This window comes from Pseudomonas chlororaphis subsp. aurantiaca, assembly GCF_013466605.1.
Taxonomy (GTDB): domain Bacteria; phylum Pseudomonadota; class Gammaproteobacteria; order Pseudomonadales; family Pseudomonadaceae; genus Aquipseudomonas; species Aquipseudomonas chlororaphis_I.
On record NZ_CP059162.1, the window covers coordinates 5,251,791 to 5,269,702 of the forward strand.

A 17,912-nucleotide genomic window follows, 5' to 3' on the forward strand; every position below is an offset into this window, starting at 1 on the left:
GGTCGTTCGTCTCGTTATAGCCAATGCAATTGATTCGCATTAAATATGCCGAATCAGCACCTATAAAGATTCGTGCGACACGGAGCGCTATCGATGTCCTCTCGCCTCAACAGCCGGTCCTCTTCATCTTCCCGCCAGGCCCGCCTGCAGAACTGCACGCTGTCCCTGCTGACCGCCGCCATCCTGCTGGCCGGGGCCACGCCGGTCATGGCCGCCACTGCCACCCAGCCGACACGCAACATGGGCGACTACAGCTTCGCCATCGACCAGCAGCCGCTGGTGTCGGCGCTGAACGCCTTTAGCGCCGTCACCGGCTGGCAGGTCGGCCTGCCGGCGGAACTGGGCGAAGGCATCGCTTCCCCGGGCGTACGCGGCTCGCTGCCGCCGGAAAAAGCCCTGGACCGCCTGCTGATGGGCACCAACCTGAGCTACCGCAAGCTGGGCGCCAACAACATCGTCCTGGAGAAGCGCGCCAGCGGCGGCGCCCTGAACCTGCAACAGGTGACCATCAGCGCCACGCGCCAGGAGCAGGACGTCAACAGCGTGCCCAGCACCGTGACCGTGCATGACCGCCAGGACCTGGACCGCAACAACGTCAACACCATCAAGCAACTGGTGCGCTACGAGCCGGGCGTTTCGGTCGGCGGTGCCGGCCAGCGTGGTGGCATCAGCGGCTACAACATCCGCGGCATCGACGGCGACCGCATCCTGACCCAGGTCGACGGTGTGGAGATTCCCAACGGTTTCTTCAACGGCCCCTATGCCAAGACCCAGCGCAACTACGTCGATCCGGAGATCGTCAAGCGCGTGGAGATCCTCCGCGGCCCGGCCTCGGTGTTGTACGGCAGCAACGCCATCGGCGGCGCGGTCAGCTACTTCACCCTCGACCCGGACGACATCATCAGGCCAGGCAAAGACGTCGGCGCCCGCCTGAAGACCGGCTACAGCTCGGCCGACGACAGCTGGCTGAAGTCCGCCACGATGGCCGGGCGCAGCGGTCAGTTCGACGGCCTGCTGCACTTCAGCCAGCGCGACGGCCACGAAACCGACTCCTATGGCAGCAACAACGGCACCGGCCTGGCGCGTACCGCCGCCAACCCGGAAGACGTGCGCACCACCAACGTGCTGGCCAAGGCCGGCTGGAACTATGCCGACGACGCACGCCTGGGCCTGACCTACGAGAAGTACAAGGACGACCGCGACACCAACCAGAAAAGCGCCGTGGGCGGCCCGTTCAACGCCGGCCAGCCGCTGGGCATGTACCGCTCGCGCACCGGTAACGACACCATCACCCGCGAACGCTTCGGCCTGGACAACCGCTTCGCCCTCGATAGCCTGCTGGCCGACCACGTGAAGTGGAACCTGAACTACCAGATCGCCAAGACCGACCAGAGCACCCTGGAAAACTACTTCCCATTCACCCGCAACGTCATGCGCAGCCGTGAAACCCTCTATGAAGAGAAGCAGTGGGTCTTCGACGCCCAGGCCGACAAGGCCTTCGCCATCGGCGAAACCGAGCACCTGCTGACCTACGGCACCACCCTCAAGCAGGAGAAGGTCACCGGCTCGCGCAGCGGCAGCGGTACCTGCCTGGCGGTCGGTCGTGGTTGCACGGCGGTCGGCGCCATCAGCCCATCCGACGTGCTGAAGAAGTCCAGCGACTTCCCGGACCCGACCATCAACACCTACAGCCTGTTCGCCCAGGACCAGATCAGCTGGAACAAATGGACCTTCCTGCCGGGCCTGCGCTACGACTACACCCAGCTCAAGCCGCACATCACCCAGGAGTTCCTCAACACCGTGGCCGCCGATGGCCAGGGTGAAGTGAGCGACCAGAACAAGACCTGGCACCGGGTATCGCCCAAGTTCGGCCTGACCTACGCCCTGACCGACCAGTACACCTGGTACGGCCAGTACGCCGAGGGTTTCCGCACCCCGACCGCCAAGGCGCTGTATGGCCGCTTCGAAAACACCACCACGGGCTACCGCGTGGCGCCGAACTCGAACCTCAAGCCGGAGAAAAGCCAGAGCTATGAAACCGGCCTGCGCGGCAACTTCGAGTCCGGCAACTTCGACGTGGCGGTGTTCTATAACAAATACCGCGACTTCATCAACGAAGACGCCGTAACCCCGGGCTACGACGAGTTGACGTTCCAGAGCAACAACATCAAGCACGCCACCATCAAGGGCGTGGAAGTCAAAGGCCGGCTCAACCTCGACGCCCTGGGCGCGCCGCAGGGCCTGTACACCCAGGGTTCGGTGGCCTACGCCTACGGTCGCAACAATGACACCGGCGAACCCTTGAACGCGATCAACCCGTTGACCGGCGTGTTCGGCCTGGGCTACGACCAGGACCACTACGGCGCCCTGCTCAGCTGGACCCTGGTCAAGAAGAAAGACCGCGTCGACAGCAGCAGCTTCAAGACCCCGGATGGCACCAGCAGCCAGTTCAAGACCCCGGGCTACGGCGTGCTCGACCTGACCGGCTTCTACAAGGTCAGCGACGACGTCACCGTCAGCGCCGGCATCTACAACCTGGCCGACAAGAAGTACTGGCTGTGGGACGACGTGCGCGGCTACGACAGCGTCGGCGAAGCCGCAGTGCTGAGCCCGGCCAACCTCGACCGCCTGACCCAGCCGGGTCGTAACTTCGCGGTCAACCTGATCTGGGACATCTGATCCGGTCTACCTCACTGGGCTTTTCGATGGGGCGCAGTGAGGATTTTTTACTGTGCCGCGTCTTCTTGTTCGTCTAGTTAGCAAGTGCTTCTCATTTCAAGCAGCTCTCGTTTTCAGTAGTTCATTTACCAAGGACATTGTCATGACCACCCAGGATTCCCCACAGCGCCCGAGCCTGCGCTCCCAGCGCCTGAACCAGATCACCCACGAACCCCATGCCAGGCTCGACGCCCTGGTCAAGGCCCACGCGCCGTTCGAAAGCGCCAGCAGCTTTGCCCGCTTCGTCGTCGCCCAGTACCTGTTCCAGTCCGAACTGGTCGCCCTCTACAACGACCCGGCGCTGATCGCCATCGTCCCGGACCTGGCGGAGCGTTGCCGCGCCGAAGCGGCCAAGGCCGACCTGGCGGACCTGGAGACCGAAGTCCCGGCCCCGGTGGCGGGCGCGGTGCAGAACCCGAGCAAAGCCGAAGCCCTGGGCTGGCTGTTCGTCTCCGAAGGCTCCAAGCTGGGCGCGGCATTCCTGATCAAGCGCGCGGTGGGCCTGGGCCTCGGCGAAACCTTCGGCGCCCGGCACTTGGGCGAGCCGGCCGGCGGTCGCGCCGAAGGCTGGAAATCCTTCACCCGCACCCTCGACGGCCTGGCATTCAGCGCCGAAGAAGAAGCCGCGGCGGAAAAAGGCGCGCTGGATGCCTTCAATCGCTTTACCGTGCTGCTGGAAAAGGCCTACGACACGGCGCCTGAACTGGCCTGATTTTTTCGCCGGCGCGCTCGTTCCTGCATTGAAGGCGTAGACTCACGCCCGCTACAGGAACGCACGTGCTGGCGCCAGCCGTTTTTCCCACCCTTTGTGGATTGAGCCCCATGCTCGTCACCTCATCATCGAACCCATGACCGGCCCAACCCGATCCCCGTCCAAGGCCTCCCGCCTGTTCTTCGGTTGCCTGGCTTACGTCAGCCTGGCCATCGGCCTGATCGCCATCGTCGTCCCCGGCCTGCCGACCACCGAGTTCGTGCTCCTCGCCGCCTGGGCCGCGACCAAAAGCTCGCCACGCCTGAGCGCCTGGATGGAAAACCACCGACTGTTCGGCCCCATCCTGAGCAACTGGCGCAACGGCCGGATCGTCAGCCGCCGGGCCAAGATCAGCGCCACCGTCAGCATGTTGCTGTGCGCCGGCCTGATGCTGAGCCTGCTCACTCATCACTGGACTATGTACCTGGCGCTGGCCGGCATGGGCCTGGGCAACCTGTGGATCTGGTCGCGCCCGGAGGCTCTGGCCCAGGTCTCCTGATTCCTCGGCAAGAGCAGCCGGTCGACGCTCGGTTGCTCGCGACATGCCCTCCGGCGAAACCTCCCCCCTCCCTGTTTATGTCAAACACATGACCGCTCGTCGGTTTTTTCTCAGGCAAATGCCGCCCAAGCCGATGTTCCGGGCATGGCGCTGAATGGACTTGGCGACCGGAGTCATCCGACTCACCGCTCACCACCCGTCCATTCGCGAGATCGCCCCATGTTCGACTCTCTGTCCATTCGCCTGAAAATCGTGCTGTTGTCCGGACTCTGCCTGCTCGGCGTGGTGGGCCTGATCGTCGGGATGAACATCTACCAGACCAACCAGAACGATCAGTTGGTCAGCAGTTCCAGTTCGCGAATGCTTACCGACAGCGTGCAGAACCTGCTGCAGGCCCGGGCCGCCGAGCAGGCGGTGCGGGTGCAGAAAACCTTTGGCGAGAGCCTGCTGGTGATCACCGCCCTGGCCGACCAGATCAACGACCTGCGGACCATGGCCGGCAAGCGTTCACTGGACGCCGCGACGTTGCGCGAAGAACTCAACCGCAGCCTGAAAACCGCCTTCGAACGCAACACCAAGGTGCTGGGCATCTGGCTCGCCTACGAGCCCAACGCCCTCGACGGCAAGGACAGCGAGTTCGCCAACGACGCCGGCCATGCCTCCAACGAAGCCGGGCGCTTCGCCAGCTACTGGAGCCGTGCCGCCGGCACCGGGCTGAACACGGTGATGGTCGAAGAGGACATGAACAAGACCACCCTGAGCGTCAGCGGCACCCCCTACAACAGCTGGTACACCTGCCCGCGCGACAGCAAGCGCACCTGCCTGCTCGACCCGTACGCCGACACCGTGGGCGGCAAGCTGATGCTGATGACCACCATTTCCCTGCCGCTGATCGTCGACGGCAAAGTCATAGGCGTGGTCGGCGTGGACATCGCCCTGGATGCCCTGCAGGCCGCGGCCGCCGAGTCCCAGCGCGGACTGTTCGACGGTGCCGGGCACATGCTGATCGTCGCCGGCAGCGGCATCCTCGCCGCCTACAGCAACGATGCGGCCAAGGTCGGCAAAGGCATCGCCGACACCCTCGGCGCCGAAGGCAAGGATGTGCTGCAACTGCTGACCGGCAATACCCCGAAAATCCTCAAGCAGGGCGACCTGATCCGCGCCGTGTATCCGGTCAGCCCGATCGCCGACGCCCGTCCCTGGGGCGTGGTGATCGATCTGCCGGAGCAGGTGCTGCTGGCCGACACTGTGAAACTCCAGAGCGTGCTCGACGACGCCCAGGCCCAGGGCACCCTGGTATCCCTGCTGGTGGCGGCGGTCGCCGGCGTGATCGGTCTGCTGCTGATCTGGCTGACCGCCTCCGGCGTGACCCGGCCGATCAACAGCGTCGCGCAGATGCTCAAGGAAATCGCCAGTGGCGACGGCGACCTGACCCAACGCCTGAAGTACAGCAAGCAAGACGAACTGGGCGAGCTGGTCGGCTGGTTCAACCGCTTCCTCGACAAGCTGCAACCGACCATCGCGCAGATCAAGCAGAGCATCACCGACGCCCGCGGCACCGCCGACCAATCCTCGGAGATCGCCCGCCAGACCAGCGAAGGCATGCAGGTGCAGTTCCGCGAAATCGACCAGGTGGCCACCGCTTCCAACGAAATGAGCGCCACCGCCCACGACGTCGCCAACAGTGCCTCGAACGCCGCCAATGCCGCCCGTGGCGCCGACCAGTCGGCCAAGGACGGCATGACCATCATCGAACGCAGCACCCGCGACATCAGTACCCTGGCCGAGGAAGTCAGCAAGGCGGTGGCCGAGGTCGAGGCCCTGGCGGTCAACAGCGAACAGATCGGCTCGGTGCTGGAAGTGATCCGCAGCATTGCCGAACAGACCAACCTGCTGGCCCTCAACGCCGCCATCGAGGCAGCGCGCGCCGGGGAAAGCGGCCGCGGCTTCGCGGTGGTCGCCGACGAGGTGCGCAACCTGGCCAAGCGCACCCAGGATTCGGTGGAAGAGATCCGCGTGGTGATCGAGCGCATCCAGAGCGGCACCCGGGGCGTGGTGGCGACCATGCATTCGAGCCAGGCCCAGGCCCAGAGCAACGCCGGGCAGATCCAGCAAGCGGTGCAGGCCCTGGGCAAGATCAGCGACGCGGTCACGGTGATCAGTGACATGAACCTGCAGATCGCCAGCGCCGCCGAACAGCAGAGCGCGGTGGCCGAAGAGGTCAACCGCAACGTCTCGGCGATCCGCAGCGTGACCGAATCCCTCACCGAGCAGGCCACCGAATCGGCCCAGGTCAGCAGCCAGCTCAACGCCCTGACCACCCAGCAGATGAAGCTGATGGACCAGTTCCGCGTTTGAGCCCATGCCTCTGCAGGAGCGAAGCTTGCCCGCGACGGTCGTCAAGGATGACGCGCACTCACTGGCTGAATGCGGCGCTCTGCGCTTGATCGCGAGCAAGCTTCGCTTCTACAGGTAGTCAGGGCTGCGGCACTTCACTTTTTTGATTTATGCTGCCCCCTCTCTTGCGGAGGGCCTGCAATGACCGATGTGCTGTCGTCTGTTCAAGCCGCGCTTGGCTTGCCTCTTACCCCGATTGCCTTGACCTCGAGCGGCGCCCTGCCCTCGGCCTTCGCCGTGACCGAACTGGCCAGCGCCAGCATCGCCGCGGCCGGGCAGGCTGTGGCCGGGCTGCTGTTCAGCCAGACCGGGCGCATGCCCGCCCTGAGCGTCGACCGACGCCTGGCCTCCTTCTGGTTCGCCACCTCCCTGCGGCCGCTCGGCTGGAGCGTGCCGCCACTGTGGGACCCGGTCGCCGGCGACTACGCCACCCAGGACGGCTGGATTCGCCTGCACACCAACGCGCCCCATCATCGCCAGGCGGCCGAACAGGTGCTCGGCCGGGTCGCGGACCGTCCGGCCATGGCCGCCAAGGTTGCGCAGTGGAACAAGAGCGACCTGGAGCAGGCGGTGGTCGAGGCAGGCGGCTGCGCCGCCGAAATGCGCAGCTGGGCCGAGTGGCAAGCCCATCCCCAGGGGCAGGCCGTGAATGCCGAGCCCCTGGTGCATTACTTGAAGCAAGGTGCAGACGCCGTGCAGCCCTGGCGCGGATCGCTGTCACGCCCCCTGGCCGGAATCAAGGTGCTGGACCTGACCCGGGTGCTGGCCGGCCCCATCGCCAGCCGCTTTCTGGCCGGGCTGGGCGCCGACGTGCTGCGCATCGACCCGCCGGAGTGGAACGAGCCCGGCGTGGTCCCGGAAGTCACCCTGGGCAAACGCTGCGCCCGCCTGAACCTGCACGATGCCGCCGATCGCCAGGTCTTCGAAGGCCTGCTGGGGGAAGCCGACCTGCTGCTGCACGGCTACCGCGCCGATGCCCTGGAACGCCTCGGCTACGGTGCGGCCGAGCGCCAGCGCCTCGCCCCGGGGCTGATCGACGTGTGCCTGAACGCCTATGGCTGGAGCGGCCCCTGGCAGAACCGTCGCGGCTTCGACAGCCTGGTGCAGATGAGCAGCGGCATTGCCGAGGCCGGCCAGCGCTGGCAGCAGGCCGATAAACCGGTACCGCTGCCGGTGCAGGCCCTGGACCACGCCACCGGCTACCTGATGGCCGCCGCCGCGATTCGCACCCTGAACGAACGACTGAAAACCGGGGCCGTCGGCAGCGCACGGCTGTCGCTGGCGCGGACCGCCAAGCTGTTGATCGAGCACGCCCATGGCAACGCCGAGCCCGCCTTGCGCGCCGAAGACCAGGACGATCAGGGATTGCTGGTGGAGCAGACCTCCTGGGGCCCGGCCCATCGCCTGCAAGTACCCTTGCAGATCAGCGGCACGCCCCTGCAATGGGCCTACCCCGCCAGCGACCTGGGCGCCCATCGCCCGAAATGGTAATGCTCGTAGCCCTGTAGCCGCTGCCGAGCCTGCGAGGCTGCGATCGAGGTGGGCGGCATTCCGACGCAGTCCTCGCCAACCCTGCGCACGCGGTATGAATGACGTAACGCGCGGCCTGATTTACGGCCGCTTCGCGGCCGATCGCAGCCTCGCAGGCTCGGCAGCGGCTACAGGTGCGGGGGGATTACAAAGCAGTCCACAAATGCTGCGCCGCGTAACCGCGCCATGGCCGCCAGGCCTCGGCGCGGGCCAGCAACTGGCTGGCGCTGACCGGTCCGCCTTCGAGCGCCGCCAGGGCATTGAGCAGGCCCACGTCGGCCGCGGGGAAGGCATCCGCCTCGCGGAACTGGCGCAGGGCCACGTAATGCGCGGTCCAGTCGCCAACGCCCCATAGCGCCCGCAAAGCGGACAGGCTCTGTTCGAGGCTGGCCTTGGGGGCAAACAGCTGCGGATCGTCGAGCAGCGCCTGAGCCACGCCGGACAGGGTTCGCCCCCGGCTGCGCGGCATGCCCAGGCTTGCCAGGTCGGCGCCCGCCATTCGCCCCGGCTCGGGAAACACATGGCTCAACCCCGCTGGCGCGCCCAGGCAGCTCAATGGCTGGCCATATTGCGCCACCAGCTTGCCCGCCAGGCGGATAGCCGCCACCACCGTGATCTGCTGCCCCAGCACCGCACGCACCGCCAGCTCGAAACCGTCCCAGGCGCCGGGCACGCGCAGCCCCGGTCGCAAGGCGCTCAAACGGGCCATCAGCGGGTCGACGGACAGTTGCCGGTGAATCGGCGCCAGGTCGGTGTCCAGGTCCAGCAGCCGGCGGATGCGCGCAACGATCCGCGCGTGGGCTTGCGGGTCGGGAAAGTCCAGGGTCAGGGCCAGCGCATCGCTGTCGCCCGGGCCCACGCTGAACCAGCCGTGCACGCCATCGAGGCTGATGCTGCGCGAATAGCGGTCACCGCTGACGGTTTCCAGCCCGACGATGGCCCGCGCCCGGAGAAACCCCAGCATCGCCGGCCAGTCATAGGGCGGCTGGTAAGCGAGCCTCACAGTGACAGCACACCGCTGTACAGGCCATAGGCGGCCAGGCCGGCACCCGCGACCACACAGGCGAAAATGCCCTTCTCGATGCTGGTGAACAACGGCTCGCCCTGCTCGTGCTTGGCCTTGGCGAACAGGATCACCCCGGGGGCATACAGCAGGGCCGACAACAGCAGGTATTTGACCCCGCCGGCGTACAACAGCCACACCGCATAACACAGGGCCACGCCACCGATGCACAGGTCTTTCATGCGCTCGGCCGAGGCATGTTCGTAGGTTTCGCCACGGCCACTGAGCAGCACCGCGTAGGCCGCCGACCACAGGTAAGGCACCAGGATCATCGACGACGCGAGGTAGATCAGGCTGGTGTAGGTCCCGGCGGAGAACAGGGTGATCAGCAGGAACACCTGGATCATGCTGTTGGTCAGCCACAGGGCATTGACCGGCACATGGTTGGCGTTTTCCTTCTTCAGGAAGGCCGGCATGGTCCGGTCGCGGGCGGTGGCGAACAGGATTTCGGCACACAGCAGCGCCCACGACAGCAAGGCACCGAGCAGGGAAACCGCCAGGCCGATGCTGATCAGCAACGCGCCCCAGGAACCGACGATGTGCTCCAGCACCGCTGCCAGCGACGGGTTCTGCAAGGTCGCCAGCTCCGGCTGGCTCATGATGCCCAGGGACAGCACGTTGACCAGCACCAGCAGGGCCAGCACCCCGATAAAACCGATCACCGTGGCCCGGCCGACGTCCGCGCGCTTCTCGGCCCGGGCCGAATAGACGCTGGCGCCTTCGATGCCGATGAACACGAAGACCGTGACCAGCATCATGTTGCGCACTTGGTCCATCACCCCGCCGAAGTTCGGGTTGCCGCGGCCCCAGATGTCGCGGGTGAAAATGTCCGCCTTGAACGCCACCGCGGCAATCACGATGAACATCACCAGCGGCACGATCTTGGCCACGGTGGTCAGCTGGTTGATGAAGGCCGCTTCCTTGATCCCGCGCAGCACCAGGAAATGCACGGCCCACAGCAACAGCGAGGCACAGGCGATGGCCACCGGGGTGTTGCCCTGGCCAAACACCGGAAAGAAATAACCCAGGGTGCTGAACAGCAGCACGAAGTAGCCGACGTTGCCCAGCCAAGCGCTGATCCAGTAGCCCCAGGCCGAAGAAAAGCCCATGTAGTCGCCGAAGCCGGCCTTGGCGTAGGCATACACCCCGGAGTCGAGTTCGGGCTTGCGGTTGGCCAGGGTCTGGAAGACGAAGGCCAGGGTCAGCATGCCCACGGCGGTGATCGCCCAACCGATGAGGATCGCCCCGGCGTCGGCCCGGGCCGCCATGTTCTGCGGCAAGGAAAAGATCCCGCCGCCAATCATCGAACCCACCACCAGGGCGATCAGGGCGCCGAGCCGCAGTTTTTGCGTGGTTTGTGGCATGCCTACCTCTGCATCCAGTCCAATTGTCCGACAACAAACTATATGAAATTAAATAACTTCCACAGACTGGCAACGGACTAAAAGAGTCAATTATTAATCTTTTGTGGTGCAGTCGACATGACGAGGATCAGAACATATTGAATACCTGCGGTTTTTATTATGCATAGCGCCTAAACGCCATCAACGCGCCGGGCAGCCTTATAACTTTCTAACTAGTTGCGCATTCTGGAAAGCGGACTAGCTTCAATCTGGCGCCAATGAGAAGAGCTTTCATCAAGTGCCCGCAGGCCTTATGGAATGGTGCTTCCAGGCTTCCCACCGGTTTCCGCAAAGACAGCTTAAGTCATTCATTCACAATGGAATGTAGCGATGACCTGATCTAAATCAGCTGTTCGGATTGCTCGCAGATTTACTCTGACGTCTCTCTTCTCCTGCAACGGAGTCACGCAATGTCTGACACTCCCGGAAAACTACGACTTGGTGCGTTAGTCGCCTTGGTAGTCGGCTCGATGATTGGCGGCGGGATCTTTTCCTTGCCACAAAACATGGCGGCAAGTGCCGATGTAGGTGCTGTTCTTATTGGCTGGGCTATTACCGCTGTCGGTATGTTGACGTTGGCTTTCGTGTTTCAAACCCTGGCCAATCGCAAGCCTGATCTGGACGGCGGTGTCTACGCCTATGCCAAGGCCGGCTTCGGCGACTACATGGGCTTTTCTTCGGCCTGGGGCTACTGGATCAGCGCCTGGTTGGGCAACGTCGGCTACTTCGTGCTGCTGTTCAGCACCCTGGGCTACTTCTTCCCGATCTTCGGCGAGGGCAACACACCGGCCGCGGTAATCGGCGCCTCGGTCTTGCTGTGGGCCGTGCACTTTCTGGTGCTGCGCGGGATCAAGGAGGCGGCCTTCATCAACCTGGTGACCACGGTCGCCAAGGTGGTGCCGCTGCTGCTGTTCGTGCTGATCGCCCTGTTCGCCTTCAAGCTGGACATCTTCACCGCGGACATCTGGGGCATGAAGAACCCCGACCTGGGCAGCGTGATGAACCAGGTGCGCAACATGATGCTGGTCACCGTCTGGGTGTTCATCGGTATCGAAGGCGCGAGCATCTTCTCCTCCCGCGCGGAAAAACGCTCGGATGTGGGCAAGGCCACCGTGATCGGCTTCATCACCGTGCTGCTGTTCCTGGTGCTGGTGAACGTGCTGTCGCTGGGCATCATGACCCAGCCGGAACTGGCGAAGCTGCAGAATCCGTCGATGGCGGCGGTGCTGGAGCATGTGGTCGGCCACTGGGGCGCGGTGCTGATCAGCGTCGGCCTGATCATCTCGCTGCTGGGGGCGCTGCTGTCGTGGGTGCTGCTGTGCGCGGAGATCATGTTCGCCGCGGCCAAGGACCACACCATGCCGGAGTTCCTGCGCAAGGAGAACGCCAACCATGTGCCGGTCAACGCCCTGTGGCTGACCAACGCCATGGTCCAGATCTTCCTGGTCATCACCCTGTTCTCGGCCAGCACCTACCTGTCGCTGATCTACCTCGCCACCTCGATGATCCTGGTGCCCTACCTGTGGTCGGCGGCCTACGCCGTGCTGCTGGCGGTGCGCAGCGAAACCTACGAAGCGGCCCTGGCCGAGCGCAAGAAAGACCTGTTGATCGGGGGCATCGCCCTGCTCTACGCGATCTGGCTGCTGTACGCCGGCGGGGTCAAGTACCTGCTGCTCTCCGCCCTGCTCTACGCCCCCGGCGCGATCCTGTTCGCCAAGGCCAAGCTGGAGCTGGGCAAACCGATTTTCACCAACGTCGAGAAGCTGATTTTCGCCGCAGTGGTCATAGGCGCCCTGGTAGCCGCCTACGGGCTCTACGACGGCTTCCTGACCCTGTAACCGCACGATTGTTTCTACCTCTGGAGGATCACTGTAATGACCACGGAAAAAGTTAAGTACGGCGTCCATTCCGAAGCCGGCAAACTGCGCAAAGTCATGGTTTGCTCCCCAGGCCTGGCCCATCAGCGGCTGACCCCGAACAACTGCGATGAACTGCTGTTCGATGATGTGATCTGGGTCAACCAGGCCAAGCGCGACCATTTCGACTTCGTCACCAAAATGCGCGAGCGTGGGATCGAGGTCCTGGAAATGCACAACCTGCTGACCGATACGGTGCAGAACCCCGAAGCCCTGAAATGGATTCTGGATCGCAAGATCACCCCCGACACCGTCGGCGTCGGCCTGACCAACGAAGTGCGCAGCTGGCTCGAAAGCCTGGAGCCGCGCAAGCTGGCCGAGTTCCTGATCGGCGGCGTGGCCGGCGAGGACCTGCCGGAAAGCGAAGGCGCCAGCGTGATCAAGATGTACCGCGACTACCTGGGCCACTCCAGCTTCCTGCTGCCGCCGCTGCCCAACACCCAGTTCACCCGCGACACCACCTGCTGGATCTACGGCGGCGTGACGCTCAACCCGATGTACTGGCCGGCCCGGCGCCAGGAAACCCTGCTGGCCAGCGCCATCTATAAATTCCACCCCGAGTTCACCCACGCCGACTTCGAGATCTGGTACGGCGACCCGGACAAGGATCACGGCCAGGCCACCCTCGAGGGCGGTGACGTCATGCCGATCGGCAATGGCGTGGTGTTGATCGGCATGGGCGAGCGGACCTCGCGCCAGGCCATCGGCCAGCTTGCGCAATCCCTGTTCGCCAAGGGCGCGGTAGAAAAAGTCGTGGTCGCCGGTCTGCCGAAATCCCGCGCGGCGATGCACCTGGACACTGTGTTCAGCTTTTGCGACCGCGACCTGGTCACGGTCTTCCCGGAAGTGGTCAAGGAAATCGTGCCGTTCGTCATCCGTCCCGACGCCAGCAAGCCCTATGGCATGGACGTGCGACGGGAGAACAAATCGTTCATCGAAGTGGTAGCCGAATCCCTCAATCTCAAGCAACTGCGCGTGGTGGAGACCGGCGGCAACAGCTTCGCCGCAGAACGCGAGCAGTGGGACGACGGCAACAACGTGGTGGCCCTGGAACCGGGCGTGGTCATCGGCTATGACCGCAACACCTACACCAACACCCTGCTGCGCAAGGCCGGCGTGGAAGTGATCACCATCAGCGCCAGTGAACTCGGTCGCGGCCGTGGCGGCGGCCACTGCATGACCTGCCCGATCATCCGCGACCCGATCGATTACTAAGCGCCTCTTATTCCGACATAGCAGCTTGCCGTTGCCCCCACGAAGGGCCTCGGCAAGTGGACGACCGAAATCAAAGGAGATCCATCATGGCTTTCAATATCCACAACCGTAATCTGCTGAGCCTCGAGCACCACACCGCACGTGAGCTGCGCTACCTGCTCGACCTGTCCCGCGACCTCAAGCGCGCCAAGTACACCGGCACCGAGCAGCAGCACCTCAAGGGCAACAACATCGCCCTGATCTTCGAGAAAACCTCGACCCGTACCCGCTGCGCCTTCGAGGTAGCCGCCTATGACCAGGGCGCCAACGTCACCTACATCGACCCGAACTCGTCGCAGATCGGCCACAAGGAAAGCATGAAGGACACCGCCCGCGTGCTCGGGCGCATGTACGACGCCATCGAGTACCGCGGCTTCAAGCAGGAAATCGTCGAAGAACTGGCAAAATTCGCCGGGGTGCCGGTGTTCAACGGCCTGACCGACGAATACCACCCGACCCAGATGATCGCCGACGTGCTGACCATGCGTGAGCACGCCGACAAGCCGATCCACGACATCAGCTACGCCTACCTGGGCGACGCCCGCAACAACATGGGCAACTCGCTGCTGCTGGTGGGCGCCAAGCTCGGCATGGACGTGCGCATCTGCGCGCCAAAGGCCCTGTGGCCCCATGACGACCTGGTCAGCCGCTGCAAGAAGTACGCGGAAGAAAGCGGCGCCCGCATCACCCTGACCGAAGACCCGAAAGCCGCGGTCAAGGGCGTCGACTTCATCCACACCGACGTCTGGGTATCGATGGGCGAGCCGGTGGAAGCCTGGGCCGAACGCATCCAGCAACTGCTGCCGTACCAGGTCAACGCCGAGCTGATGAAGGCCACCGGCAACCCACGGACCAAGTTCATGCACTGCCTGCCGGCGTTCCACAACAGCGATACCAAGGTCGGCAAGCAGATCGCCGAGCAGTATCCGCACCTGGCCAACGGCATCGAAGTGACCGACGACGTGTTCGAGTCGCCGGCCTGCATCGCCTTCGAGCAAGCGGAAAACCGCATGCACACCATCAAGGCGATCCTGGTCTCGACCCTGGCCGACCTGTAACCACGATGACCGGGCCGATCGCCTGGCGGCCGGCCCCTCGACCTGTAGGCGCGAGCTTGCCCGCGATGGCGTCGAACCTGACACCGCACCATCGCAAGCAAGCCACGCGCCCACGGGATCACCGAATTCTGGAAGGAATGCATTATGCGTATCGTCGTCGCATTGGGCGGCAACGCCCTGCTCCGCCGTGGTGAACCCATGACCGCGGACAATCAACGCGCCAATATCCGGATCGCCACCGAACAGATCGCCAAGATCCATCCCGGCAACCAGCTGGTGATCGCCCACGGCAACGGTCCGCAGGTCGGCCTGCTGTCGCTGCAGGCGGCGGCCTACACCTCGGTGTCGCCTTACCCGCTGGACGTGCTCGGCGCCGAAACCGAAGGCATGATCGGCTACATCATCGAACAGGAACTGGGCAACCTGCTGGACTTCGAAGTGCCCTTCGCCACCCTGCTGACCCAGGTCGAGGTCGACGCCAAGGACCCGGCGTTCCAGAACCCGAGCAAGCCCATCGGTCCGGTCTACAGCAAGGAAGAGGCGGAAAAACTGGCCAAGGAAAAAGGCTGGGCCATCGCCCCCGATGGCGACAAGTACCGCCGCGTGGTGGCCAGCCCGAAACCCAAGCGCATCTTTGAAATCCGCCCGATCAAATGGCTGCTGGAAAAGAGCAGTATCGTGATCTGCGCCGGCGGTGGCGGCATCCCGACCATGTACGGTGAGGACGGCAAGCTCAAGGGCATCGAGGCGGTGATCGACAAGGACCTGTGCTCGGCGCTGCTGGCCGAACAGTTGGAGGCCGATCTGCTGGTGATCGCCACCGACGTCAACGCGGCCTTTATCGACTGGGGCAAGCCGTCGCAGAAAGCCATTGCCCAGGCGCACCCGGACGAAATGGAAAAGCTCGGCTTCGCCGCCGGCTCCATGGGACCGAAGGTCCAGGCAGCCTGCGAGTTCGCCCGCCATACTGGAAAAGTCGCGGTGATCGGTTCACTCTCGGACATCGAAGCGATCGTCCAGGGCAAGGCCGGTACGCGCATCAGCACCGCCCAGCCAGGCATCACCTACCGATAAGAGAAATTCAGGGTGCAGGCTCCCGGCCTGCACCTCTCCCATGTCTTGAAAGGAGAGAACCATGGCCCAGTTCGAACCCGGTCATTTGCACATCGAACGACACGCTCTGAACAAGGACGATGTCAGCTACAACATCTGTATCGACTACGAGGTCGCGCAGGATCCCAAGGAAGGCAAGGGGATGCAGTTCAAGATGCACGGAACGATTGAGGGCAAGGCGGTCGACGAACCGTTCTTCCTGCCCAAGGACCAGGCATACAACTTCGCCAGCAACGTGACGAAAATCGCCGAGAAATACGGGATTCCCAAGGCGCTGAGCAGCATCGGTTCGCTGCACAAATACTACGACGCGATGTTCGAGGACGTGCGGGTGCAGTTGAACGTGAAATCCGGGGATCCTATCAAACCCGAACACCTCGAATAACCTCCCGGGCATCATCTGCCCCGCTTGCTTGCAGGAGCGAGGCTTGCCCGCGGTGGTCGTCAAGGATGACGCGGGAAGCCTGACATGCCGCGTCGTCCTTGAGTTCATCGCGAGCAAGCTTCGCGCCTTCAGAAGCCTGTGGCCACGGCGAATTTCACCAAACAGCGTCCGCCAAGGCATACTTGCCACCCTCCGTTTTCCAGAACCCTTGTCCGCCCCATGCGCATCCACGTCAGCTTTATCGACCGCGTCGGTATCACCCAGGAAGTCCTGGCCCTGCTCGGTGGGCGCAACCTCAACCTGGATGCGGTGGAGATGGTGCCGCCCAACGTCTACATCGACGCCCCGACTCTCAGCCCACAAGTGCTGGAAGAGCTGCGCGACGCGCTGTTCAGCGTGCGCGGCGTGCAGGCGGTGACGGTGGTCGACATCCTGCCCGGCCAGCGCCGCCACTTGCAGCTCGATGCCCTGCTGGCGGCGATGACCGACCCGGTGCTGGCCCTGGACAGCGCCGGCAAGGTGCTGCTGGCCAACCCGGCGCTGATCGCCCTGTATGGCCGCGAACCGGCCGGGGAAAGCGTGGCCGAACTGTTCGACGACCCGGCGCTGCTGGAAACCCTGCTGGAACAGGGCTTTCGCCTGCCCCTGCGGGAAATCACCCTCAACGGCCAGACCCTGCTGCTGGACGCCACGCCGATCACCGATGCCGGTGCGCTGCTGACCCTGTATCAGCCCAATCGCATCGGCGAGCGCCTGTCGGCCCTGCACCACGACCATGCCGAAGGCTTCGATGCCCTGCTCGGCGATTCCCCGGCCATCCGCACCCTCAAGGCCCGCGCCCAGCGCGTCGCCGCGCTGGATGCGCCGCTGCTGATCCAGGGCGAAACCGGGACCGGCAAGGAGCTGGTGGCGCGAGCCTGCCACGCCATCAGTGCGCGGCACGGCGCGCCTTTTCTCGCGCTGAACTGCGCCGCCTTGCCGGAGAACCTCGCCGAAAGCGAGCTGTTCGGCTATGCGCCCGGCGCCTTCACCGGCGCCCAGCGCGGCGGCAAGCCGGGGCTGATGGAACTGGCCAACCAGGGCACGGTGTTTCTCGACGAGATCGGCGAAATGTCGCCCTATTTACAGGCCAAGCTGCTGCGTTTTCTCAACGACGGCAGCTTTCGCCGGGTCGGCGGCGACCGTGAGGTCAAGGTCAATGTGCGGATCCTCAGCGCCACCCACCGCGATCTGGAAAAGATGGTCACCGAAGGCAGCTTTCGCGAAGACCTGTTCTATCGCCTCAACGTGCTGAATGTGGAAGTGCCGCCCCTGCGCGAGCGCGGCCAGGACATCCTGCTGCTGGCGCGCTATTTCATGCAGCAGGCCTGCGCGCAGATCCAGCGCCCGGTCTGCCGCCTGGCGCCCGGCACCTATCCGGCGCTGCTGGGCAACCGCTGGCCCGGCAACGTGCGCCAGTTGCAGAACGTGATCTTCCGCGCGGCGGCGATCTGCGAAAGCAGCCTGGTGGACATCGGCGACCTGGATATCGCCGGCACCTCGGTGGCGCGCCAGAACGACACCGAAGTCGAGAGCCTGGAACAGGCCGTCGAAGAGTTCGAGAAGGCGCTGCTGGAAAGCCTGTACGTCAACTACCCCTCGACCCGCCAGCTGGCCAGCCGCCTGCAGACCTCCCACACCGCCATCGCCCATCGCCTGCGCAAGTACGGCATCCCCAACAAGCCCTGAGCCACCGCGGCTTTTGATGTTGTAGCCGCATCTGAAAGCGACCTCCACCTGTACTGAAAGCGCTACAGTGGAACGATATCGCTACAGACGATTGTAA

At 64.2% G+C, this 17,912-nt stretch carries 13 protein-coding genes; 11 read left to right on the forward strand and 2 right to left on the reverse strand.

The genetic code is table 11. The features are described 5' to 3' along the window. Positions 1-93 precede the first annotated feature (93 nt). The 5 genes from H0I86_RS23900 (at position 94) to H0I86_RS23920 (ending at position 7,856) form a co-directional block, all read left to right on the forward strand. Positions 94-2,679 (forward strand): TonB-dependent receptor, encoded by a 2,586-nt coding sequence (locus H0I86_RS23900; protein WP_180922416.1) that lies wholly within the window; start codon positions 94-96, stop codon positions 2,677-2,679. Between the two features lie 142 nt (positions 2,680-2,821). Continuing rightward, positions 2,822-3,430, forward strand: a complete 609-nt coding sequence (locus H0I86_RS23905) for a biliverdin-producing heme oxygenase (protein WP_028683216.1) — start codon at positions 2,822-2,824, stop codon at positions 3,428-3,430. A 136-nt stretch (positions 3,431-3,566) separates the two neighbouring features. Beyond that, entirely contained in the window at positions 3,567-3,968 is a 402-nt protein-coding gene (locus tag H0I86_RS23910) for a YbaN family protein (protein WP_180922417.1), read from the forward strand. Positions 3,969-4,187: 219 nt separating this feature from the next. Next, positions 4,188-6,326, forward strand: a complete 2,139-nt coding sequence (locus H0I86_RS23915; RefSeq protein WP_180922418.1) for a methyl-accepting chemotaxis protein — start codon at positions 4,188-4,190, stop codon at positions 6,324-6,326. A 180-nt stretch (positions 6,327-6,506) separates the two neighbouring features. Then, positions 6,507-7,856: a CoA transferase gene (locus H0I86_RS23920; protein ID WP_180922419.1), complete on the forward strand. Its 1,350-nt coding sequence runs from the start codon at positions 6,507-6,509 to the stop codon at positions 7,854-7,856. A 184-nt stretch (positions 7,857-8,040) separates the two neighbouring features. On the opposite strand, the gene H0I86_RS23925 is transcribed toward H0I86_RS23920, so the two are convergent. Then, complete coding sequence (locus H0I86_RS23925; protein WP_180922420.1) at positions 8,041-8,898, reverse strand: DNA-3-methyladenine glycosylase family protein; 858 nt, start codon at positions 8,896-8,898, stop codon at positions 8,041-8,043. Next, positions 8,895-10,322, reverse strand: coding sequence for an arginine-ornithine antiporter (gene arcD / locus H0I86_RS23930; RefSeq protein WP_180922421.1), 1,428 nt, complete (start codon positions 10,320-10,322; stop codon positions 8,895-8,897). Before arcD (H0I86_RS23930) ends, H0I86_RS23925 begins: the two co-directional genes overlap by 4 nt. A 449-nt stretch (positions 10,323-10,771) precedes the next feature. On the opposite strand from arcD (H0I86_RS23930), the gene arcD (H0I86_RS23935) reads away from it, so the two are divergent. The 6 genes from arcD (H0I86_RS23935) to gcsR all read left to right on the forward strand — a co-directional run bounded on the left by arcD (H0I86_RS23935) (position 10,772) and on the right by gcsR (position 17,815). Beyond that, positions 10,772-12,199 carry an arginine-ornithine antiporter gene (gene arcD, locus H0I86_RS23935; protein WP_096375236.1) on the forward strand — a complete coding sequence of 476 codons (1,428 nt, stop codon included), beginning with the start codon at positions 10,772-10,774 and terminating at the stop codon, positions 12,197-12,199. 36 nt (positions 12,200-12,235) lie between these two features. Continuing rightward, positions 12,236-13,492, forward strand: coding sequence for an arginine deiminase (arcA, locus tag H0I86_RS23940; protein ID WP_180922422.1), 1,257 nt, complete (start codon positions 12,236-12,238; stop codon positions 13,490-13,492). A gap of 86 nt (positions 13,493-13,578) precedes the next feature. Beyond that, positions 13,579-14,589, forward strand: a complete 1,011-nt coding sequence (locus tag H0I86_RS23945) for an ornithine carbamoyltransferase (protein WP_009050422.1) — start codon at positions 13,579-13,581, stop codon at positions 14,587-14,589. Between the two features lie 144 nt (positions 14,590-14,733). After that, entirely contained in the window at positions 14,734-15,663 is a 930-nt protein-coding gene (arcC, locus tag H0I86_RS23950; protein ID WP_180922423.1) for a carbamate kinase, read from the forward strand. 61 nt (positions 15,664-15,724) lie between these two features. Then, positions 15,725-16,087, forward strand: coding sequence for a DUF5064 family protein (locus H0I86_RS23955; protein ID WP_038576484.1), 363 nt, complete (start codon positions 15,725-15,727; stop codon positions 16,085-16,087). A 219-nt stretch (positions 16,088-16,306) separates the two neighbouring features. Next, complete coding sequence (gene gcsR, locus H0I86_RS23960) at positions 16,307-17,815, forward strand: transcriptional regulator GcsR (RefSeq protein WP_180922424.1); 1,509 nt, start codon at positions 16,307-16,309, stop codon at positions 17,813-17,815. Positions 17,816-17,912: the final 97 nt, after the last annotated feature.

Coding starts and splice junctions, on each gene's coding strand:
- H0I86_RS23915 (WP_180922418.1), top strand. CDS start 4,188: ATGTTCGACTCTCTGTCCATTCGCCTGAAAATCGTGCTGTTGTCCGGA.
- arcD (WP_096375236.1), top strand. CDS start 10,772: ATGTCTGACACTCCCGGAAAACTACGACTTGGTGCGTTAGTCGCCTTG.
- H0I86_RS23910 (WP_180922417.1), top strand. CDS start 3,567: ATGACCGGCCCAACCCGATCCCCGTCCAAGGCCTCCCGCCTGTTCTTC.
- H0I86_RS23905 (WP_028683216.1), top strand. CDS start 2,822: ATGACCACCCAGGATTCCCCACAGCGCCCGAGCCTGCGCTCCCAGCGC.
- H0I86_RS23955 (WP_038576484.1), top strand. CDS start 15,725: ATGGCCCAGTTCGAACCCGGTCATTTGCACATCGAACGACACGCTCTG.
- arcD (WP_180922421.1), bottom strand. CDS start 10,322: ATGCCACAAACCACGCAAAAACTGCGGCTCGGCGCCCTGATCGCCCTG.
- arcC (WP_180922423.1), top strand. CDS start 14,734: ATGCGTATCGTCGTCGCATTGGGCGGCAACGCCCTGCTCCGCCGTGGT.
- H0I86_RS23945 (WP_009050422.1), top strand. CDS start 13,579: ATGGCTTTCAATATCCACAACCGTAATCTGCTGAGCCTCGAGCACCAC.
- gcsR (WP_180922424.1), top strand. CDS start 16,307: ATGCGCATCCACGTCAGCTTTATCGACCGCGTCGGTATCACCCAGGAA.
- H0I86_RS23900 (WP_180922416.1), top strand. CDS start 94: ATGTCCTCTCGCCTCAACAGCCGGTCCTCTTCATCTTCCCGCCAGGCC.
- H0I86_RS23920 (WP_180922419.1), top strand. CDS start 6,507: ATGACCGATGTGCTGTCGTCTGTTCAAGCCGCGCTTGGCTTGCCTCTT.
- arcA (WP_180922422.1), top strand. CDS start 12,236: ATGACCACGGAAAAAGTTAAGTACGGCGTCCATTCCGAAGCCGGCAAA.